At 63.4% G+C, this 25,953-nt stretch carries 27 protein-coding genes; 18 read left to right on the forward strand and 9 right to left on the reverse strand.

The window, feature by feature from the left end; all coding sequences use genetic code 11:
• The first annotated feature begins 90 nt into the window (after positions 1-90).
• Positions 91-483: a hypothetical protein gene (locus tag FFS18_RS11530; protein WP_120216479.1), complete on the forward strand. Its 393-nt coding sequence runs from the start codon at positions 91-93 to the stop codon at positions 481-483.
• Here FFS18_RS11530 and FFS18_RS11535 read toward each other — a convergent pair.
• Complete coding sequence (locus tag FFS18_RS11535; RefSeq protein WP_137870948.1) at positions 480-935, reverse strand: universal stress protein; 456 nt, start codon at positions 933-935, stop codon at positions 480-482. The genes FFS18_RS11530 and FFS18_RS11535 overlap by 4 nt on opposite strands.
• A 159-nt stretch (positions 936-1,094) precedes the next feature.
• On the opposite strand from FFS18_RS11535, the gene FFS18_RS11540 reads away from it, so the two are divergent.
• The 9 genes from FFS18_RS11540 to FFS18_RS11580 all read left to right on the forward strand — a co-directional run bounded on the left by FFS18_RS11540 (position 1,095) and on the right by FFS18_RS11580 (position 9,179).
• Positions 1,095-2,435 carry a pyruvate dehydrogenase complex dihydrolipoamide acetyltransferase gene (locus FFS18_RS11540; RefSeq protein ID WP_137870949.1) on the forward strand — a complete coding sequence of 447 codons (1,341 nt, stop codon included), beginning with the start codon at positions 1,095-1,097 and terminating at the stop codon, positions 2,433-2,435.
• A gap of 118 nt (positions 2,436-2,553) precedes the next feature.
• Complete coding sequence (locus FFS18_RS11545) at positions 2,554-2,964, forward strand: endonuclease domain-containing protein (RefSeq protein ID WP_249340382.1); 411 nt, start codon at positions 2,554-2,556, stop codon at positions 2,962-2,964.
• Complete coding sequence (gene lpdA, locus FFS18_RS11550) at positions 2,957-4,354, forward strand: dihydrolipoyl dehydrogenase (RefSeq protein WP_137870950.1); 1,398 nt, start codon at positions 2,957-2,959, stop codon at positions 4,352-4,354. The genes FFS18_RS11545 and lpdA overlap by 8 nt, the downstream gene beginning before the upstream one ends.
• Positions 4,355-4,381: 27 nt before the next feature.
• A complete protein-coding gene (locus tag FFS18_RS11555; protein ID WP_137870951.1) occupies positions 4,382-4,984 on the forward strand; it encodes a hypothetical protein in 603 nt (200 codons plus the stop codon).
• The gene (locus FFS18_RS11560; RefSeq protein WP_137870952.1) at positions 4,939-5,625 is read left to right on the forward strand and encodes a phosphatase PAP2 family protein; all 687 of its coding nucleotides are present in this window, start codon (positions 4,939-4,941) and stop codon (positions 5,623-5,625) included. The genes FFS18_RS11555 and FFS18_RS11560 overlap by 46 nt, the downstream gene beginning before the upstream one ends.
• 44 nt (positions 5,626-5,669) lie before the next feature.
• Positions 5,670-5,969, forward strand: a complete 300-nt coding sequence (locus FFS18_RS11565) for a hypothetical protein (RefSeq protein ID WP_137870953.1) — start codon at positions 5,670-5,672, stop codon at positions 5,967-5,969.
• Positions 5,970-6,017: 48 nt separating this feature from the next.
• The gene (locus FFS18_RS11570; protein WP_137870954.1) at positions 6,018-6,938 is read left to right on the forward strand and encodes an aminotransferase class IV; all 921 of its coding nucleotides are present in this window, start codon (positions 6,018-6,020) and stop codon (positions 6,936-6,938) included.
• Positions 6,939-7,040: 102 nt separating this feature from the next.
• The gene (locus FFS18_RS11575) at positions 7,041-7,799 is read left to right on the forward strand and encodes a sulfotransferase-like domain-containing protein (RefSeq protein WP_137870955.1); all 759 of its coding nucleotides are present in this window, start codon (positions 7,041-7,043) and stop codon (positions 7,797-7,799) included.
• A gap of 54 nt (positions 7,800-7,853) precedes the next feature.
• Positions 7,854-9,179 (forward strand): Xaa-Pro dipeptidase, encoded by a 1,326-nt coding sequence (locus FFS18_RS11580; RefSeq protein ID WP_137870956.1) that lies wholly within the window; start codon positions 7,854-7,856, stop codon positions 9,177-9,179.
• Positions 9,180-9,267: 88 nt separating this feature from the next.
• Here the strand turns inward: FFS18_RS11580 and FFS18_RS11585 are convergent, their stop codons facing one another.
• Both FFS18_RS11585 and FFS18_RS11590 read right to left on the reverse strand, forming a co-directional pair.
• Complete coding sequence (locus FFS18_RS11585; protein WP_137870957.1) at positions 9,268-10,056, reverse strand: tyrosine-protein phosphatase; 789 nt, start codon at positions 10,054-10,056, stop codon at positions 9,268-9,270.
• Complete coding sequence (locus FFS18_RS11590) at positions 10,053-10,856, reverse strand: crotonase/enoyl-CoA hydratase family protein (RefSeq protein ID WP_137870958.1); 804 nt, start codon at positions 10,854-10,856, stop codon at positions 10,053-10,055. The genes FFS18_RS11585 and FFS18_RS11590 overlap by 4 nt, the downstream gene beginning before the upstream one ends.
• A gap of 50 nt (positions 10,857-10,906) precedes the next feature.
• On the opposite strand from FFS18_RS11590, the gene FFS18_RS11595 reads away from it, so the two are divergent.
• Both FFS18_RS11595 and FFS18_RS11600 read left to right on the forward strand, forming a co-directional pair.
• Positions 10,907-12,046: an acyl-CoA dehydrogenase family protein gene (locus FFS18_RS11595; RefSeq protein WP_137870959.1), complete on the forward strand. Its 1,140-nt coding sequence runs from the start codon at positions 10,907-10,909 to the stop codon at positions 12,044-12,046.
• On the forward strand, positions 12,043-12,738 hold the full coding sequence (locus FFS18_RS11600) for an acyl-CoA dehydrogenase family protein (RefSeq protein WP_137870960.1): 696 nt from the start codon (positions 12,043-12,045) through the stop codon (positions 12,736-12,738). The genes FFS18_RS11595 and FFS18_RS11600 overlap by 4 nt, the downstream gene beginning before the upstream one ends.
• 114 nt (positions 12,739-12,852) lie before the next feature.
• Here FFS18_RS11600 and FFS18_RS11605 read toward each other — a convergent pair whose 3' ends face one another.
• From FFS18_RS11605 to FFS18_RS11625, 5 genes are all read right to left on the reverse strand, one after another.
• Positions 12,853-13,983, reverse strand: coding sequence for a CaiB/BaiF CoA transferase family protein (locus tag FFS18_RS11605; protein WP_137870961.1), 1,131 nt, complete (start codon positions 13,981-13,983; stop codon positions 12,853-12,855).
• Positions 13,984-14,101: 118 nt separating this feature from the next.
• Entirely contained in the window at positions 14,102-15,352 is a 1,251-nt protein-coding gene (locus tag FFS18_RS11610; protein WP_137870962.1) for an acetyl-CoA C-acetyltransferase, read from the reverse strand.
• Between the two features lie 163 nt (positions 15,353-15,515).
• Positions 15,516-16,298, reverse strand: a complete 783-nt coding sequence (locus FFS18_RS11615; RefSeq protein ID WP_137870963.1) for an SDR family NAD(P)-dependent oxidoreductase — start codon at positions 16,296-16,298, stop codon at positions 15,516-15,518.
• A 10-nt stretch (positions 16,299-16,308) separates the two neighbouring features.
• Positions 16,309-17,514, reverse strand: coding sequence for an acyl-CoA dehydrogenase family protein (locus FFS18_RS11620; RefSeq protein WP_137870964.1), 1,206 nt, complete (start codon positions 17,512-17,514; stop codon positions 16,309-16,311).
• Positions 17,511-18,605 (reverse strand): acyl-CoA dehydrogenase family protein, encoded by a 1,095-nt coding sequence (locus tag FFS18_RS11625; protein WP_137870965.1) that lies wholly within the window; start codon positions 18,603-18,605, stop codon positions 17,511-17,513. The genes FFS18_RS11620 and FFS18_RS11625 overlap by 4 nt, the downstream gene beginning before the upstream one ends.
• 133 nt (positions 18,606-18,738) lie before the next feature.
• Between FFS18_RS11625 and FFS18_RS11630 the strand changes: the two genes are divergently transcribed.
• From FFS18_RS11630 to terL, 5 genes are all read left to right on the forward strand, one after another.
• Positions 18,739-19,719 (forward strand): NAD(P)H-dependent flavin oxidoreductase, encoded by a 981-nt coding sequence (locus FFS18_RS11630; RefSeq protein ID WP_137870966.1) that lies wholly within the window; start codon positions 18,739-18,741, stop codon positions 19,717-19,719.
• Between the two features lie 123 nt (positions 19,720-19,842).
• The gene (locus FFS18_RS11635; RefSeq protein WP_137870967.1) at positions 19,843-20,934 is read left to right on the forward strand and encodes a flavin reductase; all 1,092 of its coding nucleotides are present in this window, start codon (positions 19,843-19,845) and stop codon (positions 20,932-20,934) included.
• A 447-nt stretch (positions 20,935-21,381) separates the two neighbouring features.
• Positions 21,382-22,833, forward strand: a complete 1,452-nt coding sequence (locus tag FFS18_RS11640) for a DNA modification methylase (protein ID WP_137870968.1) — start codon at positions 21,382-21,384, stop codon at positions 22,831-22,833.
• Positions 22,826-23,242, forward strand: coding sequence for a DUF5681 domain-containing protein (locus FFS18_RS11645; protein ID WP_137870969.1), 417 nt, complete (start codon positions 22,826-22,828; stop codon positions 23,240-23,242). Before FFS18_RS11640 ends, FFS18_RS11645 begins: the two co-directional genes overlap by 8 nt.
• Positions 23,235-24,653, forward strand: coding sequence for a phage terminase large subunit (gene terL / locus FFS18_RS11650; protein ID WP_171005296.1), 1,419 nt, complete (start codon positions 23,235-23,237; stop codon positions 24,651-24,653). Before FFS18_RS11645 ends, terL begins: the two co-directional genes overlap by 8 nt.
• A gap of 13 nt (positions 24,654-24,666) precedes the next feature.
• On the opposite strand, the gene FFS18_RS11655 is transcribed toward terL, so the two are convergent.
• Positions 24,667-25,470, reverse strand: a complete 804-nt coding sequence (locus FFS18_RS11655; RefSeq protein WP_137870971.1) for a hypothetical protein — start codon at positions 25,468-25,470, stop codon at positions 24,667-24,669.
• A 141-nt stretch (positions 25,471-25,611) separates the two neighbouring features.
• Between FFS18_RS11655 and FFS18_RS11660 the strand changes: the two genes are divergently transcribed.
• Entirely contained in the window at positions 25,612-25,815 is a 204-nt protein-coding gene (locus FFS18_RS11660; RefSeq protein WP_137870972.1) for a helix-turn-helix domain-containing protein, read from the forward strand.
• The last annotated feature ends 138 nt before the right edge of the window (positions 25,816-25,953 follow it).

A 25,953-nucleotide genomic window follows, 5' to 3' on the forward strand; every position in this document is an offset into this window, starting at 1 on the left:
GGCTTTCTGCTTTTCCATTACCTTGCGCGTAATCGACTGGCGGCGTTCCGCGCGGCAGACGGAAGGGGTCATCCCGAAAGGAGAACCCCAATGTCGCTTTTCAATCTCAAGAACACGCTGATTATCGATGCCATCACCTGCACCGGATTGTTCGTCTTTTGCGTCTTTGCAACTGCGACGGTCGCCACCCTGCTCGGCCTCCCCTCCGAACTGGTGACCGTCGCAGGCTGGATCGGGTTGCCGTCAGCGTTGCTGATGCTGTTCGTCGCAAGCCAGAAGGCGCCGAACAAGGGGCTCGCCAACCTGATCGCGGTCGGCAATCTTGGCTGGGTCATCGCAAGCTTTGTGGTGCTGGCGATGTTCGCGGCCCAGATGACCGCGATCGGCATCGCAGTTGTTTTTGTGCAGGCGATCGGCGTGCTGTTTTTTGCGATTTACGAAGCGAAGGGCGCGGCGGCATTGCCGCGCACGATTACCGTCTAACTCAATGCATCGAGCCGGGCGAGGTCGATCCCGCCCGGCACGATCATCACCGGACAGGGCAGCGTTCCGGCGTCCTGCCCGGTGAAGTGCGCCACCAGCGGCCCCGGCGCGCCGCTCGCTGCCGTGGCCAGCACCAGCGCCGCAATCTCGTCGCTGGCGTTGATTACCTCGCGCACGACATCGGCGGGCTTGCCCGATTTGACCATGATCTGCGGCGTCACCCCCGCTTCTTGCACGACCGCATCGGCGGCGGCGGCAACCAGTTCCTCGGCATGTTCGCGCGCCTCGGCCTCGATCGTCGCCTGCACGCTGCCAAAGGCGACGAAATCCTGCGGCGACACGATCGCCAGCACCGCGACCCCGCCGCCGGTCCGCGCCGCGCGCCGCGCCGCAAAGCGCAGCGCAATACTCGCTTCGGGGCTGTCGTCGATTACCACCAGATATGTCCGCATCGCCCCGACCCCCTATGCTTTTTGTGCGTAGAGAGTGCGTCACATTCGTATGAAACGCAAGTTTGCGCCAATGGACGTTGACGAACGATGCTCTTATGACGAGGGACGAATCCGTAGCGGCAGGCCCGGCCTGCAAGACTGACAGGGACACGCCTAGACATGCCAATCGAACTTAAGATGCCCGCCCTCTCGCCGACGATGGAGGAAGGCACGCTGGCCAAATGGCTGGTCAAGGAAGGTGACAGCGTCAAATCGGGTGACCTGCTGGCCGAGATCGAGACCGACAAGGCAACGATGGAATTCGAAGCGGTCGACGAGGGTGTGGTCAGCCAGATCCTGGTCGCCGAGGGCACCGATGGGGTGAAGGTCGGCACCGTGATTGCGGTGATCGCGGGTGACGATGAGGACGCGGGGAGCGCGAAGGCGGCTCCGGCACCTGCTGCTGCGTCTGCCGCGGCTGAGGCGAAGGCCGAAGCGCCCGCGCCAGCCAAAGACGTCGCCCCAGCGGAAGCTGGGGCCGCTCCCGTCAGCGAACCCACCCCAGCGGTCCCAACTTCCGCTGGGACGACGGAAAAAGGCGACCGCATCAAAGCCAGCCCGCTCGCCAAGCGGCTTGCCGCCGAACGCGGCATCGACCTTGCGACGATCACCGGCACCGGCCCGGGCGGCCGCATCGTCAAGGACGACCTCGACGGCGCTCCGGCAGGTGTCGCTGCGCCCGCAGCCGTCCCCAGCACAGCCGCACCTGCGGCAGCAGCGCCTGCTGCGACTTCGGCTCCTGCCACGGCAGGCCCGATCCCCGATTTCGGCATCCCGCACGAGGACACCAAGCTCAGCGGCATGCGCAAGACGATCGCGCGCCGCCTGACGCAGTCGATGCAGGAAGCGCCGCACATCTACCTGACCGTCGACATCCGCCTCGACGCGCTGCTCAAGCTGCGCGGCGAGCTCAACGCCAGCCTCGAAAGCCGCGGCGTCAAGCTCAGCGTCAACGACATGCTGATCAAGGCGCTCGCGGTCGCGCTCGAACGCGTGCCGGCGTGCAACGTCAGCTTCGGCGGCGATGTGATGCGCCAGTACAGTCGCGCCGACATTTCGGTCGCGGTCAGCATCCCGGGCGGGCTGATCACCCCGATCATCACCGACGCGGGCGGCAAGTCGATGTCGAAAATCTCGACCGAAATGGCCGAACTCGCGGCGAAGGCGAAGGAAGGCAAGCTCCAGCCGCATGAATATCAGGGCGGCACCGCCAGCATCTCCAACATGGGCATGATGGGGATCAAGCAGTTCACCGCGGTGATCAACCCGCCGCAGGCGATGATCATGGCGATCGGCGCGGGCGAGAAGCGGCCTTATGTGGTCGACGATGCGCTCGCGATCGCGACCGTCATGTCGGCCACCGGCAGCTTTGACCACCGCGCGATCGACGGCGCCGACGGCGCGCTCTTGATGAAGACCTTCAAGGAACTGGTGGAGAACCCGCTGGGGTTGGTGGCGTAAGATGCCCGCGAGGGGCCAAAGCCCCTCTCCCCTTGCGGGAGAGGGGTTGGGGAGTGGGGTCCGCGCCGCGTCTGCGGCGCATAAGACAGTAACCGACATTCTCGCCCGCAAGGCACTTTTGCTCGAACGCGCCCGCGCGATGCGGTCGAGCCCGACCGACGCCGAACGTCGGCTCTGGTCAATCCTGCGCGCGAAGCGGTTGGCCGACCTGCGATGGCGGCGGCAGGTCATCATCGACGATCTCTACATCGCCGACTTTGTCTGTTTCGAGCATCGATTGATTGTGGAGGCGGACGGTGGGCAGCATTCAGAAAGCCCCTATGATGCCGACCGCGATTCCTATCTGGCAGCGCAAGGCTTTCGTATTCTGCGCTTCTGGAACAACGACGTGCTGAACAACTGCGACGGTATTGCCGAAGCAATATTGCACGCCATCGATTCTTCTGGCGCGCAGACGCGCGCCGACCCCACACCCCAACCCCTCTCCCGCAAGGGGAGAGGGGCTTTTCAAGGAGCCCATAATGGCTGACACCAACTACGACCTCATCGTCCTCGGCTCCGGCCCCGGCGGCTATGTCGCGGCGATCCGCGCGGCGCAGCTCGGGCTCAAAACTGCGATCGTCGAGCGCGAGAATCTCGGCGGCATCTGCCTCAACTGGGGCTGCATCCCGACCAAGGCGCTGCTGCGTTCGGCCGAAATCTATCATTATATGCAGCATGCGGGCGATTATGGCCTGATCGCGCAGCAGATCAGCGCCGACATCGACGCGGTCGTGAAGCGCAGCCGCGGGGTCGCGAAACAGCTCAGCCAGGGCGTGGCGTTCCTGATGAAGAAGCACAAGATCACCGTCCATATGGGCGAGGGCAAGCTGACGGCTCCGGGCAAATTGGAAGTCAAAGGCGATAAGGGTAGCGAAACCCTGACCGCCAAGAATATCATCGTCGCGACGGGCGCCCGCGCTCGCGATCTGCCCTTCGCGCCCGCCGACGGCAAGCGCATCTGGACCTATCGCCACGCGCTCGTCCCGCCCGAAATGCCCAAGAAATTGCTTGTCATCGGATCGGGCGCGATCGGGATCGAATTTGCAAGCTTCTACAAGGATATGGGCGCCGAAGTCACCGTCGTCGAATTGCTCGACCGGCTCGTCCCCGTCGAAGATGCCGATGTGTCGGCGTTCCTTGAGAAGCAGCTCAAGAAGCAGGGCATGACGATCTTCACCGGCGCCGGGGTCGAAGAACTGAAGGCGACTGCGAACGGCGTCACCGCCAAGATCAAGACCAAGGACGGCAAGACCGAGTCCGCCGAATTTAGCCACGCGATCGTCGCGATCGGCATCGTCCCGAACACCGAGAATATCGGGCTGGAAGCGCTGGGCGTGAAGACGACCAAGGGGCATATCGACACCGACGCGATGTGCCGCACCAACGTGCCCGGCATCTGGGCGATCGGCGACGTCACCGCGCCGCCATGGCTTGCGCACAAGGCAATGCACGAATCGGTGATCGCCGTCGAGGCGATTGCGGGCAATCACCCGCACGCGATGGACGTGCGCAACATCCCCGGCTGCACCTATTGCCGCCCGCAGATCGCGAGCGTCGGGCTGACCGAAGCGAAGGCGAAGGAGCTGGGTTACGAGGTCAAGGCGGGTACCTTCCCGTTCATCGGCAATGGCAAGGCGATTGCGCTGGGCGAGGCGGAAGGGTTCACCAAGACCGTGTTCGACGCGAAGACTGGCGAGCTGCTCGGCGCGCACATGATCGGCGCCGAGGTCACCGAGCTCATTCAGGGCTATACGATCGGCAAGACCGCCGAACTGGTGGAGGATGACTTCATCGGCACCGTCTTCCCGCATCCGACGCTCAGCGAGACGATGCACGAGGGCGTGCTGGCGGCGTTCGGGCGGCCGCTGCATATCTGATCGCGCGCCGCGATCCGGCGCCGCCGCGTGAACCCGTCGATCCTGTATTTCTCGCGCACGGGTAACCTGCGCAAGGCGCTGCTGTTCGCCGTGTTCGCCGCCGCGGCGTTCGCGCTGGCGTGGATCGAACATGCCGAGCGTATCGCGCCGCCGCCGACCATCGGGCTGCCGGGCCTGGAATTTCCCGCGCCGGTCCGTCGGGGCGACGGCGTGCTCGGATCGCTGCAAATCCCGTTCCTGTTGCTGCTGGGCAGCGCCAGCCTGTTCTATGTCGGGCGGTTCGGCGTGCGCGTGGTGCGCGGCGGGGTTGCGGCGCGGATCGAGGGCCATGCGCTGCATCTTCATGCAAGCTATGGCGCCGCGAAGCCGGTGCCGGTGGGCGATATTGCCCAGATGATTGTCGACCGCGCCGATCGCCTGCCCGGCGAGGGCGGCGGCGGCGCGGCGCGGATCGGCGCGCGTTTGCGGCACGGACTGTACCTTCGCTACCGCAGCGGAGGCGGCGACCGGGAGGTGCGGTTGTTCGACAATGATGTCGAGGGCGGGGTCGATCAATTGCGGCGCTTTGCCGGACAGCTGGACGCATGGCGCCGGTCGGGCGCGCGCATGACAAGGGAGACGGGCGGGTGAGCATGACGGGGCGGCAGGTGCCGACGATGGCGGCGCTGATGCTGATGGCGATGATCCTGCTGGGCTTTGCGGTCGGCGCGGGATGGACCGAAGACATCGATCGGGCGGTTTCCGCCGCGCTCGCGCTGCGCGTCGAGCTGGTCGATCCGGCGCTGGTGACGTTCATGCAGGCGGTGAGCTGGATCGGCGGCGGCATTCCGCGCTGGATCATCGTCATTCTGTTGTGCGGGCTCGTCTGGCATTGGTGCGGGCCGCGCTGCGCGGTGGCGCTGGGCGGGGCGTCGCTGCTCGCCAACCTGGCGTCGAGCCTGCTCAAGCTCGGCTTCGGTCGCGCGCGGCCCGATGTGATCGATCACCTCGATCATCAGACGAGCTTTGCCTACCCCAGCGGGCATGCCACGAGCGCGGCGGTGGTCTATCTGCTGCTTGCCTGGCTGGCACCGCCGCGTTGGCGCGCCGCGGCCTGGACGCTGGCGATCGCGATGATCCTTCTCAACGCCTTTTCGCGCATCATGCTAGGCGTCCATTGGGCGAGCGACATCGTCGGCGGGACGTTGCTCGGCACGGCGTTCGCGCTGACGGCGGTGTGGTGGGTCGCGCGTGGCCGCCTGAACGGCAGCGGCGCACTAAGGGAATCGTAAACTGTCACTGCTATTGCGCTCCGCTGAATAGCGGGAGCTTCGGCATGGACATTTCCCCTTGGATCATTTTGGTCGTGGTCGGCGGGTTGTTGATCGCGCTGCCGCTGATCATCAAGAATCTGGGTACGGCTGCTGGCGCCCAAAATGGTGCGGATATGGGTTTCGAAGCCAGGCTGAAACCGGGCGAGGTTCTGGTCGAACCGGAGTTCGATCCCGATGCCGCCTTTGCCAATTATATGAGCAAGCGCGAGGCCGGGCTGGTCGGCGACGTGTCGGTCGATGCCGACGACGCCGCGTCCCACGTGTCGACGCACCCCGCCAGCTTTGGACGCAAGGCAATTTAGCGGCCGCTTCGCTCTCGACAGCCGCGCGCGAGCGGCTACCAAGGGGGCATGGCCCAAGGCACGCATGACTTCGTCCCCGATCCGCGCAACGACGCGATCCTGATCAACATCAACGGCACGCTGGTGCCACGTGCACAGGCCAGCGTGTCGGTGTTCGACAGCGGCTTCATGCTGGGCGACGGCGTGTGGGAAGGAATTCGCGTCCACAAGGGACGCATGGCGTTCCTCGACCAGCATCTGGACCGCTTGTGGGAAGGGGCCAAGGCGATCGCGATGGACATCGGGATCAGCCGCGACGCGTTGGTGCAGCGGCTCTACGACACGATCGACGGCAACAGCATGGACGCCTGTCATATCCGCTTGATGGTCACGCGCGGTATCCGCTCGACTCCGTATCAGGACCCCCGCGTCGTCATCTCGCCCGCGACGATCGTCATCATCGCCGAGCATAAGGATCCACTCCCCTCGACGGTCGAAAAAGGCCTGTCGCTGTTCACCGTACATGTGCGCCGCGGCGATCCGGCGGTGCAGGATCCGAAGCTCAATTCGCACTCGAAACTCAACTGCATCACCGCCTGTATTCAGGCGGCACAGGCGGGCGCCGACGAGGCGTTGATGCTCGATCCGCACGGCTTTGTCGCGACGTGCAATTCGACGCACTTCTTCATCGTCCGCAAGGGCGAGGTGTGGACGTCGAGCGGCGACTATTGCCTCGCCGGGATCACGCGCAGCAATGTCATCCGCCTCTGCCGCGAGAATGATATTCCCGTGTTCGAGAAGAATTTCTCACTGACCGAGGTTCACGGCGCCGACGAGGCCTTTGTGACCGGCACCTTTGCGGGAGTGGTTCCGGCGCATACGATCGACGGCCGCAAGCTCACCGACGGTCGCGGGCCGATGGTCGAGCGGCTGCAGGGGCTGTACAAGGCGTTGATCGAGCGGGATATTGCGGGCGCGCTCGATGGATAGGCGGCCCTCCCAATCCCGTTCGTGTCGAGCGAAGTCGAGACACGTCTGGCGCCAGCGTGTCTCGACTTCGCTCGACACGAACGGAAGAAGGAAAGCGGCGCGATGACGATCCGCATCGCCCCGAGCGGGGAGCCGCTCAAGATCGCAATGTGGTCGGGACCGCGCAACCTGTCGACCGCGATGATGCGCAGCTTCGGCAGCCGCGCCGACAGCTTCGTCACCGACGAGCCCTTTTACGGCGCCTATCTGAAGGCAACCGGCGACCCGCAGCCGATGGCCGACGAGGTTATGGCGTCGATGGACTGCGACTGGCACGGCGTGGCGCGGGCGATGAGCGGACGATGTCCGACCGGCGCGCCGATCTGGTACCAGAAGCATATGGCGCACCACATGGTCGGACCGATCGCGCATCACGACCTGCCGGGCCTGCGCCACGCGTTCCTGATCCGCGACCCGGCGCGCGTCGTGGCGAGCTATGCCGCCAAGCGCGTCGCGGTGCGTCCCGACCATCTCGGCACCGACAAGCAGGTCGAATTTTTCGACCGCGAGGCCGATCGGCTTGGCCATGCCCCGCCGGTGATCGACAGTGCCGACATCCTGCGCGATCCGGCGGCGATGTTGCAAAAATTGTGCGCGGCGCTCGGAATCGGGTGGGATCCGGCGATGCTGCGTTGGGAGGCCGGATTGCGCCCGACCGATGGTGTGTGGGGTTCGCATTGGTACGATGCGGTGGCATCGAGCATCGGCTTCGGCGCGCCCGACAAGCCGCAGCCCGACCTGACTTCGGGGGCGCAAAGCGTCGCCGACGCCTGCCGACCGGACTACGACTATCTGGCGCAGCACAAGATTCCGCTGTCCTAATTTTATCGCCTTTGCCATCAGGGTGATGGGCACCAACAACAGGGCGGGTCAAACATGCAATCGCGAGTGAAGTTCGGCAGTTTTCTGCGGGGAATCGGTTTGGGCTCGGCGGCGCTTTTTGCTGTCTCGGCGGCAGCGCAGGCGCCGACGGGTCAGGCCGTCATCACCGCGGCGCGCTATGTCGATGTCCTGACCGGCAAGACGGTCGAATATCCCGCGATCTTTGTCGGACCCGATGGCCGCATCACCAATATTGCCGATGCGCGCACGGTCCGCTGGGGCAGTGACGTCAAGCATATCGATCTGGGGCAGAAGACGCTGCTGCCCGGGCTGATCGACATGCACGTCCATCTCGACGGTCCCGCCGACATCGGCGGTTATCGCGGGCTGGAGTTTACCGACAGTTTCTGGGGCATGACTGCGGTCAAAAATGCCCGCGACATGCTCGACGCCGGCTTCACGACGGTACGCAACGTCGGCGCAGGCGACCGCAACGACATCGGGCTGAAACAGGCCATCGATGCTGGCTACGCCACCGGGCCGCGCATCGTCCCCGCGGGCTATGCGCTCGGTGCGACCGGCGGGCATTGCGACAGCACTTTCCTGCCGCCCAGCCTGGAGAAAGCGGACGGCAAGGAAGAGGGGATCGGCGATAATCCCGAAGAACTGCGCTATCAGGTTCGCCGCCAACGCAAATATGGCGCCGAGGTGATCAAGGTCTGCGCGACGGGCGGCGTCTTTTCGCGCAACACCGAACCGGGGCAGTTGCAGGTGCCCGAGAACGAGCTGCGCGCGATTGCCGACGAGGCGCATCAATGGGGATTGCGGGTCGCTGCGCACGCGCATGGTGCGGCGGGCATCCGCGCCGCCATCGCTGCGGGGATTGACACGATCGAACATGCGAGCCTGGTCGACGACGAGGGCATCCGCATGGCGGTGGCCCGCAAGCAGCCGGTGTGGTTCGCAATGGACATCTTCAACACCGAATATACGCAGGCCGAGGGCGCGAAGAACGGCGTGCTCGAGGACAATCTGCGCAAGGATCGCGAGATCGCGCAGATCCAGCGCGACAATTTCAGGAAAGCGCACCGCGCCGGGGTGCGGATGGTGTTCGCGTCGGACGCCGGGGTGATGCCGCACAGCCAGGTCGGCGGGCAGTTCCGCGTCATGGTCGAATATGGGATGACCCCGCTGCAGGCGATCCAAGCGGCGACGAAGAATGCGGCCGAGGCGCTGGGCCGCGCAAAGGACGTCGGGGCGATTGCGGTGGGGCGTTATGCCGACATCGTCGCAGTCGATGGCGATCCGCTGGCCGATGTTCGCCAGCTGGAAAGCGTCGATGCGGTGGTCAAGGGCGGGGTGCTGGTGAAGGCGGAGTAAGAGTCTCACCGGAGCCCTGAGCCTGTCGAAGGGCGCCTACCCGAGAAGCGCCCTTCGACAGGCTCAGGGCTACGGTTTTTGGGATGGTTCAGTATACCACCAGCTTGTCCACGATCGCCTCGCGCATGTCGGGGGTGAAGTTCAGCACCGCCTCGGCATAGGTCGCGACATCGCCATGATCGCGGCGCACGGTGGCGAGGGCCGCGTCGAGATAGGCGGGGTTCACCGACATCAGCGCGCGGATCGCGTCGTCATGGATTTCGGCGCCATAGCGCGCGCGGATATGCGCCGCGCCCTGCGCGATCCGTTCCTCGATCTTGCCCGCGGTGTTGGTGAGGAGATAGTCGTGCATCAGATCGTCCTCATGGACGCCGAGGAGCCGGTGGACGATCGCGACGGCAAAGCCGGTGCGGTCCTTGCCTGCGACGCAGTGGACGAGGCTTGGCGCGTCATATTCGGCGAGCGCCGCCAGATAGAGCCGCAGCGTCGCGACCAGCGCGGGGCGATAGGGCATGCCGGCATAGGTGTCGATCATCCGCGCCCGCGCGGTCTCGACATCGATCGTCCCGCCTGCCGCCTGAAGATGCGGCGCCAACCCTGCAGTCACGCCGCCCGCGAACAAGACGCGCGCCGAGAAATTCTCCGACCGGCGGCACGGATGCAATTCGCGCTCGTCGTCGCCGCGCAGGTCGATGATGGTTTCGAGCCCCAGCGCGTCAAGCGCCGCCAGATCCTCGTCGGTGGCCGCTTCGTGATGCGCCGAGCGCCACAGCATGCCGTCGCGAAGCCGCCCGCCGCCCTCGACCGCATACCCGCCATAATCGCGGAAATTATGGACGCCGCTCAGGGGCAGGACGCGCTCGGCAATCATGGTCATTCTCCTGTAAACACCGGTGGGCGCTTTTCGACGAAGGCGTTGATCGCCTCGCGATTGTCGGCCGTTTCGTGCACGATCGCCTGATAGGCAGCGCTGAGCTCCAAGATGTCGCTCATCCGGCTATGCTGCGCCTCGCGCAGCAACCTTTTGGTGAGGCGCAGCGCGCGCGGCGGATTGCACACGATCCGTTCGGCAATCGCCACGGCGCGATCGAGCAGTTCCGCGTCGGGGACGACGTCCGTGACCAGACCATATTCCTTTGCCTGCACGGCGTCAAAGCGGTCGCCGGTCAGGAACAGTTCGGCGGCGCGCGGATAGCCGAGAATCTTTTGCAGCAGCCATGCTCCGCCGTCGCCGGGAACGATCCCGACCTTGATGAAGCTGCACGCGAACTTTGCGCTTTCCGCCGCAATGCGAATGTCGCAGGTGCAGGCCAGATCGGCGCCCAGGCCGATGGCATGGCCGTTGACCGCGGCGATCATCGGCACTTCGCAGTCCATGAGCGCGCGGATCACTGCCTGTACGCCCTTGCGATAATTGCTGCGGGTGGAATCGGGCTGGTCGAGCACGCCGATGCCGGTGCGATCCTGCATGCCCTTCAGATTGCCGCCGGCGCTGAACGCCTTGCCGCTGCCGGTCAGGATGATCGCGCTGACGCTGCGGTCCTCGCGAAGATCGCGGAGCGTGTCGATGATGTCCTGGCAGTCTTCATGGGTGCCAATCGCGTTCATGCTTTCGGGCTTGATCATCGTCAGGATCGCGATCTTGCCCCGCCGCTCGACACTCAAAAACTCGCCCATGTGAAAATCCTTTTGCTGCTCGGGAAAAGCTATTGCATGGCTGTCGGGACATGCAAGGCTTTGCGCTCTATCCCTTCGATCCGCCCGGCGACGTTGCGGCACTGCGCGCCGAATTGCGGGCATGGCTCGCGGTGAACCAGCCGCAGGGCGATGTCGTCGCGCGTGCCAATAGCTGGGCGAGCTTCGATGCTGATTTCAGCCGCGCGCTGGGGACGGCGGGGTACATCGGGATGACCTTGCCGACGCGATATGGCGGCGGCGATCGGCATCCGCTGGAACGCTATGTGGTCATTGAGGAATTGCTGGCGGCGGGCGCGCCGGTCGGGGCGCACTGGATCGCGGACCGGCAGACCGGGCCGCTGATCGTGCGTTATGGCAGCGAGGAACAGCGCCAGCGCTATTTGCCGGGAATTGCGAAGGGTGAACTTTATGCGTGCATCGGGCTGTCCGAACCGGGGGCAGGGTCCGACTTGGCGGCGGTGCGGACCACGGCGCGCGAAACCGCCGAGGGCTGGCGGATCAATGGTCAGAAAATCTGGACCACCGGAGCGCATTTCTCGCACATCATGCTGGCGCTCGTCCGCACCGAGGAGGGCAGCGAGCGCAATGCGGGATTGAGCCAGCTGCTGATCGATCTCGACACTCCCGGCATCACGATCCGCCCGATCATCGACATGGCGGGTAACCACGACTTCAACGAGGTGTTTTTCGACGATGTGCTGGTGTCGCTTGGCGCGCTGGTCGGGACGCGGGGGCAAGGGTGGCAACAGGTCACCGCTGAACTGGGTCTCGAACGGTCGGGGCCGGAGCGCTATCTGTCAAGTCACGCGCTGCTCGCCGCGCTGATCGATGCGGCGGGCGCCGATCCCGATGCCGCTGTCGCGACGCTGATCGGAGAGCTCACCGCCGAGATGTGGACGCTGCGCCAATTGTCGATGTCGACCGCCGCGAAGCTGGCGGCGGGTGAGGATCCGATGGTCGAGGCGTCGGTGGTCAAGGAATTGGGCAATGCGTTCGAACAGGACATGCCGCGCCGGGTGCAGGCCATCGTCGATTGTCCGTGGGACGATCCGGGCGACCTTGGCCGATTGCTGCGCGCGCTGTTGATCGCATCGCCCAGCTTTTCGCTGCGCGGCGGAACGCGCGAGGTGATCCGCGGGATCATCGCACGCGGATTGGGCCTCAGATGAGCGCGGCGCGCGAGATGCTGTGCGATACCGCGCGGGCGGTGTTTGCAGAGGCCGCCACCGCGGGGATGGCGCCGATTGACGAGGCCGGGTTCGGCCTGCTGCTCGTGCCCGAAGCCGATGGCGGTTTCGGCGGTGATTGGGGCGACGTGAATGCGGTGTTGCAGATCGCGGGGGTGATGGTCCCAGACCTGCCGGTGGCTGGGCTGATCGCGCCGGACGCTGTGCAGCCTGCCGCTACGGTCAGCCTGATGGCGGGAGCGATGGGACAGGCGCTGGCGCTATCGATCGAGCATGTGAACACGCGGCAGCAATTCGGACGGCCGCTAGGCAAATTCCAGGCGGTGCAGCAATCGCTTGCGGTGATGGCGTGCGAGGTGCGCGCGGTCGAGGCGGCGGCGGCGGCGCTGGCAGCGCGGCTGGATGCGGTGGGGTTCGATCCTGCCGCGGCGGATTTCGAGATGGCGGCGGCGAAGTTGCGCGCCAACCGCGCGGTCGGGGTGGTGACCGCAATCGCGCATCAGGTGCATGGCGCGATCGGCTTTACCGCCGAATATGAACTGAACCGCGTGACGATCCCGCTGATGCGCTGGCGCAGCGAGCATGGCAATGATGCTTATTGGGCGGCGAAGCTGGGGCGGCAGGTGTCCGGGCTTGGTGGACAGGGGCTGTGGGAAGCGCTGACCGCGCGGTAAGCCTGATCTGTACCACGCGGTCATCACCGTAGCCCTGAGCCTGTCGAAGGGCGCTTATCCGAGAAGCGCCCTTCGACAGGCTCAGGGCTACGGTTCAGATTGAACGAGCATCCACTACCGAACCGCACCACCATCGCGAAGCGCCGCAATCTTGCTCGCGTCATAACCAAGCCCCGCGAGCACCGCATCGCCATCGGCGCCGACCGCCGGAGCCGCGCGCGGGGTGTCGTTGACCGTCGCCGAATAGCGCGGTGCGGGAGCGGGCTGGACCGCGCCGCCGACCTCGAGAAACGTCTCGCGCGCGACATTGTGCGGATGCTGGGGCGCTTCGGTCAGCGACAGGATCGGCGCAAAGCAGACGTCGGTCATCTCCATGATCGCGCACCATTCGTTGCGCGTCTTGGTCTTGAACAACGCCGTCAGCTTGTCTTTCAGCACCGGCCATTTCGACGGATCGAGCTGCGCATCGAAATCGGGATCGCCGGCAAGGCCGGTCTTTTCGCGCAGCAGTGCATAGAATTGCGGTTCGATAGACCCGATCGAGATGAATTTGCCGTCGGCGCAGACATAGCTGTCATAGAAATGCGCCGCGCCGTCGAGCAGGTTGACGCCTGCTTCGTCCTTCAGTCGTCCCATCGCCTTGAAGCCCCAGGTCATGCCCGCGAGCAGCGCCGAGCCGTCGGTCATCGCGCAGTCAATCACCTGACCCTCGCCGGTCCTCGCCGCATGGACAAGCGCGCTCGCCATGCCGAAGGCGAGCATCATCCCGCCGCCGCCGAAATCGCCGACATAATTGACCGGCGGCACCGGCTTTTCGCCCGCGCGCCCGATGCCGTGGAGGACGCCCGAGAGCGCGATATAGTTGATGTCGTGGCCCGCGGCCTGGGAGTAGGGGCCGAACTGCCCCCAGCCGGTCATGCGGCCGTAGATCAGTTTGGGATTGTCGGCGAGCAGCACGTCGGGACCAAGCCCGAGCCGCTCCATCACGCCGGGACGATATCCCTCGATGATCCCGTCGGCGCTTTTGCAAAGATCGCGCGCAATCGCGACCGCTTCCGGGTTTTTCATGTCGAGCGCGATCGATGTCCGGTTGCGACTGAGCGGATCGCGCGGGTCCATGAAGCCGCCGGGGCGGTCGATGCGGATCACCTCGGCGCCATGATCGGCGAGCATCATGCCGCAGAAGGGACCGGGGCCGATCCCGGCAAATTCGATGATGCGGATGCCCTTCAGCGGCCCAGCCATGTCGTGTCTCCCAGATTTATATCAGCTCGTCATTGCGAGGAGCGAAGCGACGCAGCAATCCAGTGCGCGCGTAATCCGCTCTGGATTGCTTCGCTCCATTCGCAATGACAAAGGTTGATTATATGCGTTCGATGATGATCGCGGGCGCCATGCCGCCCGCGGCGCACATCGTAACCAAGCCGTAGCGACCCCCCGAGCGTTCGAGCTCGTCGAGCGCGGTGCCGATCAGGATCGAACCGGTAGCGCCAATCGGGTGACCAAGCGCCATCGCTCCGCCGTTGATGTTCACCTTATCGCGGTCGAGATCGAGGTCGCGGATGAACTTTTCGGCGACGACCGCAAAGGCTTCGTTGATTTCCCAGACGTCAATGTCGTCCTTGCTCAGTCCGGCCTTTTCGAGCACTTTTTTCGCTGCGGGGACGGGAGCGTTGAGCATGAGCGTCGGATCGTCGCCGATATTGGCATAAGCGACGACGCGTGCGCGGGGTTTCAGGCCGTGCTTGTCGGCATAGTCTTTGGACGCCAGCAGGATCGCGGCGGCGCCATCGACAACGCCCGACGAGTTGCCGGCATGATGGAAGTGTTGGATTTCGACATCGGGATAGCGACGGTTGATCTGCTTACGGAAGCTGAAGCCGCCGCCCAGGTCAAAATCAGCCAGGCCAGTGAAAGCGGGCTTGAGCGACGCCAGTCCTTCGGCGGTGGTTTCGGGGCGCGGGAATTCTTCATGGTCGAGCGCCACGCTGCCGTCGGGGTTGAGCACTGGGACGACCGATTTGGCAAAACGGCCTTCCTTGATTGCGCGATCGGCGCGCTGCTGGCTGACCAGCGCGAGCGCGTCGAGATCTTCGCGGCTGATCCCTTCGATCGTCGCGATCGCGTCGCCGCAGACGCCCTGATGCGATTGCGGGTGGAGCTCGTCGAGCGCTTCATGACCCGATCCCATCAGCCGCGGCGGCAGGCCAGCGTTGGCCTGTTCAGCGGCGAAGGCGGTGGTGTAGCTCATCATTTCGGTGCCGCCCGCGATGACGCAATCTTCCATGCCGCTCATGACGGTGGCGGCGGCCAGATTGACCGAGGTGATGCCGCCGCCGCAGAACCGGTCGAGCGTCGTCCCCGACGCCTTGGTGTCATAACCCGCCGACAGCGCCGCCATCCGGCCAAGGTCGCCGCCCTGCTTGCCATTCTGTGACGACGTCGACCAGATGATGTCGTCGACCGTCGCGGTGTCGAGGTTGTTGCGCTCCTTGATCGCTTTCAGCACCGTGGCGGCGAGATGTTGCGGGTGGAGGTGCGACAGCGCGCCTTTGCCGGGCTTGCCAACTCCGCGCGGGGTACGGACGGCGTCGATGATATAGGCTTCGGGCATGGAAGTATCCTTTCAGAAGGAAATTATGGGAACATCATGATTTAGGGATTTGCTGACCTCTACCCCGTTCGTGTCGAGCGAAGTCGAGACACGCCGAGTTCGTGCATGGCTTTACCTGTCTCGACTTCGCTCGACACGAACGGAAAGGGGACGGTGTCATGTCTCAACGGGGGGCCATTCGGATCGCGCCGTCGAGACGGACGGCCTGGCCGTTGAAATAGGTGTTGCGGATCATTTCCATCGCGAGGCTGGCATATTCCTCGGCCTTGCCGAGCCGCTTGGGGAAGGGGACCGACGCTTCGAGGCTTTCCTTCACCTTGGGGTTCATATTGCCCAGCAAGGGCGTGCCGAACACGCCGGGCATGATCGAATTGACGCGGATGCCAAGGTCCATCAGGTCGCGTGCCATCGGCAGCACAAGGCCGTTCACGCCTGCTTTCGCCGAGCCGTAGATCACCTGCCCGATCTGCGCGTCCTGCGCCGCGACCGAGGCGGTGAAGATGATCGCGCCGCGTTCGCCGTCTTCGAGGTCGGGCAAGGTCGCCATGCCTTCGGCCGCGATTGAGCCGATGCGATAGCTGGCGGTCAAGATGCCCGCCACGCCATAGGCATAGTCCTCGGTCGGCGTGCGGCGGAAGGTGCGGGTTTCCTTGTCATAGGCGAGCGTCTTGCCGCGGCGCGAGGTCATTGCGCAGTGGACGCAGATGCGCTCTTGGCCGTGGGCTGCGCGTGCCTTGGCATAGCCGTCCAAGACCGATTGTTCGTCGGTGATATCGACCTTGCAGAATAACCCGCCGATCGACGCGGCGACCTCTTCGCCGAGCGCTTCGTTGATGTCGAAAATCGCGACCTTGACCCCTGCCGCCGCCAGCGCTTCGGCGGTGGCGCGGCCAAGTCCCGAAGCGCCGCCGGTAACAACGGCCGATGTGGTGGAATCGAATTTCATGCGCGCCTCCTCAGGCCGGGATCTGGTTGAACGGGACGCCCTTGTCGGGGCGGTGGTCCTGCGGCAGGCCGAGCACCTTTTCGGCGATCGTGTTGAGCAAGGTTTCGTCGGACCCGCCGGCGATGCGTCCGGTCGGGGCGTTGATCCAGCTCGACGCCCAATCCTCCTTTTGCGAGGCATGTTCGTCGAACGCGAAACCGCCGGTGCCTTGTAGGTCGATCGCGAGTTCGGAGAGTTTCTGGCGCGAACGCACCGCGACCAGCTTGTTGAGCGATCCCTCGGCGCCCGGAATCATCCCCGCCTGCATCATCAGCCGCGCGCGGACGTTGATCGAATCGAGCCCCGACCGCATCGCATAATTGCGCGCGATCTGCTGCCGGATGCGGCCGTCTTCGATCGCGGGCTTGCCGTTGAGAGAGGTGTCTTTGGCCAGATCGACAAACAGGTCGAGGTGCGGGCCAAAACCCGCGCTGTCGGTCGCGACATAGCGTTCGATCATCAGCGTGGTGATCGCGACCGCAAAGCCGCCGCCGACGGGCGACATGCGGTGATCGTCGCTGATCTTCACATCGTCGAAGAACACCTCGTTCACATGGCTGTCGCCGCCTGCGAGCTTGATCGGCCGCACCGTCACCCCCGGCGCTTTCATGTCGACCCAGAAATAGGTGAGCCCCTTGTGCTTGGGCACGGTCGGGTCGGTGCGAACGACGATGACGCCATAGTCGCTGTAATGCGCCCAGCTGGTCCACACTTTCTGGCCGTTGATCTTCCAACCATTGCCGTCGGGTTCGGCGCGGGTGCGCAGACCCGCGAGGTCCGAGCCGCCCGAGGGCTCGGAGAACAGCTGGCACCAGATTTCCTCACCCTTCAGCGCCTTCAGCACGCGTTCCTTGACGAATTCCTTGTCGCTGCCGAACTGCATCACCACCGGCACCGGCATGCCGAGCGAGATGCCGAAGTAGAAGCTGGGGAAACCGTGCTTCATTTCCTCGGCGTCGAAAGTCACTTTTTCGAGATGGGTCAGCCCTTGGCCACCATATTCGGTCGGCCAGTTGATCCCGGCATAGCCCGCATCGAACTTAGCCTTTTGATAGCGGCGCCCGAGCGCGAGGTCGTCGGCTTCCGACAGACCCTTGCGCGCCGCGCGGCCAAAGGTCGGCGCCACCGATTCGAGCCAGGCGGCGGCCTTGGCGCGATAGGTTTCGAGATCGCTCATGCGGCTTCTCCTGCCAGACGGTCGACCAGCACATCCTCCCAGAACAGGCTGCTGCCCTGTTCGATCGCGAGGCTGCGCGCGCGTCGCATATGGAGGTGCAGGCCGAGCTCCCATGTCACGCCGATGCCGCCGTGGATCTGGATGCAGTCGCGCGCCGCGGTGTCATAGGCTTCGGTCGCCGACAGCCGCGCGGCGGCTGCGGCGGTGATGAAATCGGGTTGGCCTTCGCGGGCGGCGGCGTGGATGCAATTGGCGCGGGCGAGTTCGACCAGCCCGTAAAGCTCTGCAATCCGGTGTTTCACCGACTGGAACGCGCCGATCGGCTGGCCAAAGGCGCGGCGGGTGAGCGCATAGTCGCGTGCGATTTCCATGAGCACCTCGGCGCCGCCGGTCTGCTCATGCGCCGTCACCACGGCTTGCAGGGCGAGGATGTGGAGCGCGGCGTCGCGCGCCGCATGGCCGACCGCCAAGGTTTCCGCGGGTGTGCCCGCAAAGTGCAGGTCGGCGAGGCAACGGCTGTTGTCGAAGCTCGCAACCGCCGATCGTTCGACATCCGCAAGCTCGACCAGCGTCAGCGCAGGCATTCCGGGACCGTTGGCCAGCACGATTGCGATGTCGGCGGCCAGTCCACCCGAAACGGCGCTGGCGACCCCGGCGAGCAAATCGCCGGTGAGCGTCACGTCGGGCTGAACGGGCAGCGCATCGGGGCCAGCGGCAAAGGCGATCGCGCCGATCGTCTCGCCCGACGCCAGCCCGGGCAGCCACCGGGCCTTTTGCCCATCGGTGCCATAGATTTCGATCGCCTTGGCGGCCCCGAAGTTCGAAGTGAGAAAGGGTGCGCCGCTGAGCGACCGGCCCGCCTGATGCGCGATCAGCCCAAGCTCGACCAATCCAAGCCCCAGGCCGCCCTGTGCTTCGGGAAGCGCCAGCGCGGTCCAGCCCTGTTCCTTCGCCGTGTCCCAGAAGGAGCGATGATAATCGCCGACCGATTCGAGCAGTGGCAGCAAGTCGTCCTTGCTGACGCGCGCTTCGAGTACCCGCCGTGATTCGGTCGCAATCGCCTGTTGGCCTTCGTCATAGAGGATCGTCATGGCCGCATCTGTCCCGCTCCCATATATCTTGTCTTGCCAATGAACCGGACGTTGACGTAAACGTCAAGTCAATTCCGGCGCCGCGACGACGTAGCGTCAAATTGCTGCGACCGATCATGGAGAGGGACGAACGATGGCTTTCAAGACACGCATTACCGACATGCTGGGGATCGAACATCCGATCGTGCAGGGCGGTATGCAGAGCGTCGGCTATGCCGAACTGGCAAGCGCGGTTTCGAATGCTGGTGGGCTGGGCATCATCACGGCGCTCACCCAGCCGAGCCCTGAGGCGCTGCGCGACGAAATCGAGCGTTGCCGCGCGATGACCGACAAACCGTTCGGCGTGAACATGACCGTCTTCCCGACGATCAACGCCCCCGATTACAAGGCCTATGCGCAGGCGATCATTGATGGCGGGGTCAAGATCGTTGAGACCGCGGGAACGCAGGCGGTACGCGAGATATGGGAGATGCTGAAACCCCACGGGGTCGCCATCCTCCACAAATGCACCGCGGTGCGCCATGCGCTGTCGGCCGAGCGCGCCGGATGCGACATCATCTCGATCGACGGGTTCGAATGCGCGGGGCATCCTGGCGAGGACGATATTCCGGGGCTGATCCTGATCCCCGCCGCTGCCGACAAGGTAAAGATCCCGATGCTGGCGTCAGGCGGCTTCGGCGACGGGCGCGGCCTGGTCGCGGCGCTGTCGCTGGGCGCCGAGGGGATCAACATGGGGACGCGCTTCTGCGCGACGGTCGAGGCGCCGATCCACGACAATGTTAAGCAAGCCTATATCGACAACGACGAGCGCGGCAGCTTCCTGATCTTCCGCAGCCTCAAGAACACCGCGCGCGTCGGCAAGAGCGCGGTGAGCGAAGAGGTGGTGCGCCGTCTCGCCCAGCCCGATGCGACCTTTGCCGATGTCGCCGAACTGGTGAACGGCAAGGCGGGGCGCGAATTGCTCGAAACCGGCGACCTGTCGAAAGGTGTGTTCTGGGCCGGGATGGTGCAGGGGCTGATCCACGACATCCCGACCTGTCAGCAACTGATCGACCGCATCATCGCCGACGCCGACGCGATCGTGGACCAGCGACTGGCAGCGATGCGGCGCTAGGCAACCAATCCTGCGCCGATCCGCTGGCGTGCCGCCAGCGCTTGCGATATGATCTGGTTCTTCGCAATCTGATCATTTCGTTGCCCACGGCGTTATCGCCCGCCGGTGCGCCAAGGGGGATGCTTGAGTCTCATCGAATATAAGGGTTTTGGCGGCGTACCGCTGACCGCTGACGTGCTGGGCGACGACAATGACCCGGCGGTGCTGTTGATCCCCGACGTCGGTCGACCGCGCAGCGATTGGCGCGCGGTCGCCGAAGGTCTCGTGCTGTCGGGGCGCCGGGTGGTCAATCTCGACCTGCGCGCGCCCGGCGGCGTCGACCAGCTCGCCGCCCATGTCGAAGATTTGCGGCTGGTCCTCGCGCAAATGGGGTCGCGTCCGGTGGTGGTTGCCGCGCGGCATGGCGGCTGGATCGCGACGCGCGCGCTGGCAACCGACGGCATTTTGCTCGCGGGCGGGCTGGTGCTCGTCGATATGCCCGACGATGCCGACGCGGTGGCCAGCGGTATCGCGGCGCGGCAGGCGCTGCCGACGCTGGTGGTGCGCGGCGGCTTTGCCGCGGTGCCGGGGGGCGCCGGGGGCGACGCCTTCCAAGCCGCGCTGCCGATCGGCGAACGGGCCGATATCGACGATAGCGATCTGGCGCTGGGTACCGACCGGACCGAGGCGCTACTCGGCCAATTGCTCGAATTTCTCGAACGCCGCCAGCCACGCGAGGCGACCGAGTTTCAGGCGGGATCGGACCCGCGGACGCTGCGCGATGCGATGGGCTGCTTTGCCACCGGCGTGACGATCGTCACCGCGCTCGATGCGGACGAGGCGCCGGTCGGATTGACCGCGAACAGCTTCACCTCGGTGTCGCTTGACCCGCCGCTCTTGCTCGTGTGCATCGCCAATTCGGCAGGCACGGCGCCGTCGTTGCGCGAGGCGGGGCATTTCGGGGTCAACGTCCTCCAGATCGGCCAGCAGCCCGCATCGAACCGGTTTGCTACCCGCGGCGAGGATCGGTTTGCCAATCTGCCGTGGGCGCCGGGGCAGACCGGCGTTCCGCTGCTCGGCAGCTCGCTGGTGTCATTCGAATGCCAGCGCGAATCGCTGCACGAGGCGGGCGATCATTTCATCCTGGTCGGCCGCGTGGTGCGCGCGCAGTTCGAACCGCACCGCGATCCCTTGCTCTATTTCCGCGGCAAATACCGCCGCCTGCATTTCGCTTGAGGTTGATGGTCGGACCGGACGGTCGATGGCGGTGCAGGCAGTCCTGAGCGAACCCGTCTCCGGCTATGTTTCCGTGTTATACCCCGATAAACACGGAAAAACGCGAAAAGAACACGGATCGAGCTCGTACTACGCGGCAATACTGGCGGTTTAGCGAGGTTCTGCTCACTTTTCATCGATTTTGAAAACACGGAAAATTGGGGCGTTGAACAGGGAACGGATTCCCGATGATCACTGACACAATTATCGCCGCGCATCAGCATCGTGCCTCTTGCAACCGGCAAATCCTGTCGGCACTATATAGATGTAAATCGACCTGAACGGTGCGGCGCCATGTCGTCGCAGATGTCGACCCCCAGTCCCGGGGTCAGGTCCTCGCACTCCGACCGGAGGCAGGACCTAGCTTTGCGCCATCCTCCTCCGCCGGATTTTTGACCGGAGGGACTGATGACGACGAGAGACTTATTCAACTCGAACAAACTAAAGAAGCAGCTGCAGGCCAAGACGGGAAAGCGGCGCGCCGAGAACCAAGCAGACACACAGCTCGCGACGGCGCAGTACGGGCTTGCGCGGAACGATCTGCAGCCCGCGATGCGGACCGTATGGCGGCCGATTGGTTCCTTAGTCCCTGGGCCTAATCGCACTCGGGAGACCACTAGCCAGCTTCTCGAAAGCACGATGCGTGCAGTCAACAAGTTTGGCATCGTGCTGCCCATTTTGATCGATAAGCATGATGTAATCGTTGCGGGTCACGGCTTGTGGGAGGCCTCAAAGAAACTTGGCCTTGAAACGATCGAGTGCCGGGTCGTCGAACACCTCAATCAGATTGAGCTCGAGGCGCTCAGCATTGCGCTCAATCGGATCGGCGAGATCGGAAAATATGATCTGGAGAAACTCCGCGATCGGATGATTGCCATCGAGTCCCACGGCATTGAATTAATTTCGACAGGATTCACGCTCCCAGAAATCGGCCAGATCAAGGTGAAGCCTCTGGTGCAGGAGGTCGAACAGAATAGCACAGATGGCGTTTCCGGCGCTGCGCCGATCAGCCGGATCGGCGATCTATACTGCCTTGGCAAGCATAAGCTGCTCTGCGGCGATTCACTCTCTGCCTCGTCATATGAGCTTTTGCTGGAAGGCCAGCTAGCCGGCGCGGTATTCAGCGACCCGCCGTACAATTGCAGAATCAAAGGTTTCGTGGGCGGCCTCGGAAAGCACGAGCACGAAGACTTCGTGATGTTCGCCGGCCAGGAGAGCACGGAGGAGTTTCGGCAATTCCTGACAACATACTTAGGGCATTGCCGCACCTTCTGCAGTTCCGGCGCGGTGATATTCGTTTGCATGGACTGGCGGCAGATCGACGTCCTTTTCGATGCCGGGCGCGTCACCGGCCTCCACCGGATCAACCTGGCTGTGTGGAACAAAGGGTCGGGCGGCATGGGCGGGCTGTATAGATCGGCACACGAACTTGTCGCGGTCTTCTGCACAGACAAGTCGCCGGTCATCAACAATGTCGCTCTTGGTGTGCATGGCCGTGATCGCACAAATGTGTGGACCTATTCCGGCGCCAATCGCGCCGGATCCTCTGCTGGCAAGGCGCTCGCCGATCACCCAACGCCGAAGCCTGTGGAACTCGTCGTTGATGCGCTGCTCGATGTCACCCACCCCGGCGACATCGTCATCGATCCATTTATCGGATCAGGAACAACGATCATTGCGGGCGAGCAATGCAACCGCTCCGTCTGCGGAATCGAGCTCGATCCCAAGTATGTCGATCGAACTATCCGGCGTTGGGAAGCGCTGACTGGTGAGGACGCCATCCATGTCGAGAGTGGCCTCACCTTCACTGAACTGACCGCAGAGCGCAGCGAGACCGAAGGGGGCGACGACGATGAGTAAGAAAGACGATCCGAAGCAGCCTTCCAAATGGGGCAAGGGGAAAACCGATCCCGCCACCTATTGGAAAAAGGGATGCGCCTCGCCAAACCCCAAGGGCCGACCGAAGGGCTCGAAAAACCAGAAGTCCCTCTACGGCGAGGCCTTCAACACGAAAATCACCGTTATGATCGACGGTGAATCTAAAACGATGACCAAGAAAGAGCTGGCATATCACCAGCTCGCGCAAAAGTCGGCCGAAGGGGATCTGAAGGCCTTCGCCATCCAGAAGGACCTCGACGAAAAATTCGATCCGCCTGAGGTCGCGCCGCCAACCCTCGATGAAATAGCCGCCGACTTTGCCGCCTTCGATGCATGGCTGGAGCTACGCGAGAGGTTCAAAGTGTTCAAGAAGGAGGCCGGCGATGAGTGACCCAATCGAGCTTCGCACGATCGTCGATAGCCTGTGTCGCCAGGACTTCCGGGTGTTCGCTATCCGAGCTTTTTCTGTCGTCGAACCCAAAATGCTGGACGCGGCGCGTCATATCGACATCATCTGCCGCCTGATCCAGAAAATCTTTGAGGGCATCGTCTCGCGTGCGCTGGTTTGTATCCCGCCGCGCTATCTCAAGACCTATCTCATATCGATTGCTTACACCGCATGGCTGCTGGGAAAGAACCCGGCAGCGCGCATCATCTGTGTATCCTACGGCGCCCAGCTCGCTGAAAAGTTCAGTGCCGATACGCTCCGACTGATGCGATCATCGTGGTACCGCCGGATATTCCCAGGCACGATCCTCGACCCAAAGAAGCAGAGTCTTACCGAGATCGGAACCACCACGGGGGGATATCGCTTCGCTACTTCGATCGGTGCGACCCTCACAGGGCGCGGTGCCGACATCATTATTATAGACGATCCGCTGAAGGCCAATGAAGCGCACTCGCCCACGGCGCGCGAGAACAGCATAGAGTGGTTCAATTCGACAGTTCACACGCGGTTCGATGATCCGAAGAAGGGACAGATCATCGTTGTCGCGCAGCGCCTGCACGCCGAAGATCTGCCGGGCCATCTCATCGAGACGGGCGGATGGGAAACGCTCATTCTGCCGGCCATCAATCCTAAGCAACAAGACTACGATATCGTTGCCAATGGTCTCAAGGCGCGCTTTGCTGCTGGGCGCATATTGCAGCCATCCCGGCACGATGAAAAAGATCTTGCGCAGCTGAAGAAGGAAATGGGCGAGCATGATTTTGAGGCCCAGTTCAACCAGTGCCCAATCCCGCCCGGCGGTGCCATCTTCAAGAACATCTGGATCAAACGCTACGAGAAGCGGCCCGGACCCGAGAAGGTCGAAGCCGTCATCCAGAGCTGGGACACCGCATACGAAGGCGACGAAACGAATTCCTACACTGTCTGCACAACTTGGGCCAAATGCCCCGACGGCTATTATCTTCTCGATGTTTGGCGTTATCGACCGCGCTTTTCCGCATTGCTGAAACAGGTCTACGTGCAAAAGCAGCAATGGAACGCCACGCTCGTGATAGTCGAGAAAAAAGCGAGCGGGATCAGCTTGATCGAAGAGATCAACAAAGGCGAGCCGAAGCTGTGGCTTATGCATCGCAGTCCGGAGAAGGGCAAAATCGAACGCGCGCAGCAGCAGACGGTCAAAGTCGAGCAGGGTCAGCTATGGCTGCCGGCGGAAGCCGACTGGCTGCCGGCCTATGAAGCCGAACTATTCCAGTTTCCTCACGCCAAGTTCGACGATCAGGTAGACTCGACAGTTCAGCTGCTTTCCGCTTCGGACTTCCCAACGTTCCATCAGCGGCTCCTATATCTCAGCTAGCGGCCCCTCCGCGCTACCGGGTGTCGAAGGCGGCAAGCACCATATTGCCTGGGTCGAGGACGAGGCCGCATTGGATGTCAGCGATCAGTGCAGACACTTCGCTCGTGACTTCCCGCGGGTTGCGGATCGTCGGCGAGGATGGATAATTTTCGACAGCGCTGAGATAATACGGAGCCTTTGGTACTGCGACGAAGCCGAGCTGGAGGGCGGGTTTTAGCCGCATCGCGTCTTGGGACGACATTGGAATGCTGCCTGCAATATTGCTGTCGTTTTGGGCGGCCGGGAAAAGCGAGTCTCTGCCATACTCGGTCTTAGATTCGAAAATCCCTCGCGTGCGGCGGAGTACTTTCGAAACCTCGGTTTTGGCACCATAGGAATTCGACGCCGCATAGGTGCCCGTGACGGTTTCGTCTTGTTCAATAACGACCTCGATGTTGAGGTAGCCCGATTCCATCATGCCTCGGTACGGTGCTCCCGGACCGAAGAGAACACTGGCATCAAACGGCAGGTTCCGAAAGGCGTACGAAATCACGTTAAGCTGCTGAGTGTCGGCATTGTAGACCAAATATTTACGATCCTCGGGCGCCTTTTTGACGATCAGAGCCGGGCCAAGCTTTGCGACCACAATTCCCTTCCGGGCATCGAATTGTTCGGTGCTCTCGAATTCGCTCTTCTCGCCAACCGCCCTGAAGGGCGCGATGATGTCGTCGATATCCTTTGGAGCGACGACCTGCCCTAAATAGGAGGCGCAAGTCTGCGCCGCCGAAGTCTGAGGGGCCAATGCGGCACCAGCTGCCAAAACCAATCCGAACTTCATTATCCGTCCTTACCTTCTCCAGCGACGACGAAAGTGTCGACGATCAGTGACGTGACAAATGCTTCGAGAGGGTAGCAAGTCAAGTCCATTGTCACTGATCGTCTGTAGATCAATCAGTCACATCGGCGTCTTTACTCGCGCGTGGATATACGCGTTCGCCTCGGCCAGAATGTACGAAGCCTCAGAGAGGAGAGGGGCTGGAGTCAGGAGGATTACGCCGATCGCGCCGACATCCATCGGACCTATGTCAGCGACATAGAGAGGGGGCGACGCAACCCGACAGCAACGGTAATCGAGAAGCTTGCGAGCCCGTTCGGCATTAGTCCGGGTGCATTGTTGGATTGATTGCCCCTGCAAGGGTGGTCTGAATTGACGTGCTCCCCTGATTGTTACCAGTCAGAGGTAGAGTCCGGCTCCTTCATGATGGTTGATTGATGGGATGGCAATGGTCCTGGGGGCATGCCCCCAGGACCATTGGCCGGC

The organism is Sphingopyxis sp. 2PD (assembly GCF_005503695.1).
Lineage (GTDB): Bacteria > Pseudomonadota > Alphaproteobacteria > Sphingomonadales > Sphingomonadaceae > Sphingopyxis.

Bases quoted from the DNA above. Each gene is read 5' to 3' on its own strand.
- FFS18_RS11580 (WP_137870956.1), top strand. From the start codon at position 7,854: ATGCAATCGCGAGTGAAGTTCGGCAGTTTTCTGCGGGGAATCGGTTTG.
- FFS18_RS11645 (WP_137870969.1), top strand. From the start codon at position 22,826: ATGAGTAAGAAAGACGATCCGAAGCAGCCTTCCAAATGGGGCAAGGGG.
- FFS18_RS11595 (WP_137870959.1), top strand. From the start codon at position 10,907: ATGCAAGGCTTTGCGCTCTATCCCTTCGATCCGCCCGGCGACGTTGCG.
- FFS18_RS11605 (WP_137870961.1), bottom strand. From the start codon at position 13,983: ATGGCTGGGCCGCTGAAGGGCATCCGCATCATCGAATTTGCCGGGATC.
- FFS18_RS11565 (WP_137870953.1), top strand. From the start codon at position 5,670: ATGGACATTTCCCCTTGGATCATTTTGGTCGTGGTCGGCGGGTTGTTG.
- FFS18_RS11610 (WP_137870962.1), bottom strand. From the start codon at position 15,352: ATGCCCGAAGCCTATATCATCGACGCCGTCCGTACCCCGCGCGGAGTT.
- FFS18_RS11655 (WP_137870971.1), bottom strand. From the start codon at position 25,470: ATGAAGTTCGGATTGGTTTTGGCAGCTGGTGCCGCATTGGCCCCTCAG.
- FFS18_RS11625 (WP_137870965.1), bottom strand. From the start codon at position 18,605: ATGACGATCCTCTATGACGAAGGCCAACAGGCGATTGCGACCGAATCA.
- FFS18_RS11535 (WP_137870948.1), bottom strand. From the start codon at position 935: ATGCGGACATATCTGGTGGTAATCGACGACAGCCCCGAAGCGAGTATT.
- FFS18_RS11540 (WP_137870949.1), top strand. From the start codon at position 1,095: ATGCCAATCGAACTTAAGATGCCCGCCCTCTCGCCGACGATGGAGGAA.
- FFS18_RS11640 (WP_137870968.1), top strand. From the start codon at position 21,382: ATGACGACGAGAGACTTATTCAACTCGAACAAACTAAAGAAGCAGCTG.
- FFS18_RS11585 (WP_137870957.1), bottom strand. From the start codon at position 10,056: ATGACCATGATTGCCGAGCGCGTCCTGCCCCTGAGCGGCGTCCATAAT.
- FFS18_RS11620 (WP_137870964.1), bottom strand. From the start codon at position 17,514: ATGAGCGATCTCGAAACCTATCGCGCCAAGGCCGCCGCCTGGCTCGAA.
- FFS18_RS11600 (WP_137870960.1), top strand. From the start codon at position 12,043: ATGAGCGCGGCGCGCGAGATGCTGTGCGATACCGCGCGGGCGGTGTTT.
- FFS18_RS11570 (WP_137870954.1), top strand. From the start codon at position 6,018: ATGGCCCAAGGCACGCATGACTTCGTCCCCGATCCGCGCAACGACGCG.
- FFS18_RS11615 (WP_137870963.1), bottom strand. From the start codon at position 16,298: ATGAAATTCGATTCCACCACATCGGCCGTTGTTACCGGCGGCGCTTCG.
- FFS18_RS11575 (WP_137870955.1), top strand. From the start codon at position 7,041: ATGACGATCCGCATCGCCCCGAGCGGGGAGCCGCTCAAGATCGCAATG.
- FFS18_RS11630 (WP_137870966.1), top strand. From the start codon at position 18,739: ATGGCTTTCAAGACACGCATTACCGACATGCTGGGGATCGAACATCCG.
- FFS18_RS11560 (WP_137870952.1), top strand. From the start codon at position 4,939: ATGGCGCCGGTCGGGCGCGCGCATGACAAGGGAGACGGGCGGGTGAGC.
- FFS18_RS11590 (WP_137870958.1), bottom strand. From the start codon at position 10,856: ATGGGCGAGTTTTTGAGTGTCGAGCGGCGGGGCAAGATCGCGATCCTG.
- FFS18_RS11530 (WP_120216479.1), top strand. From the start codon at position 91: ATGTCGCTTTTCAATCTCAAGAACACGCTGATTATCGATGCCATCACC.
- terL (WP_171005296.1), top strand. From the start codon at position 23,235: ATGAGTGACCCAATCGAGCTTCGCACGATCGTCGATAGCCTGTGTCGC.
- lpdA (WP_137870950.1), top strand. From the start codon at position 2,957: ATGGCTGACACCAACTACGACCTCATCGTCCTCGGCTCCGGCCCCGGC.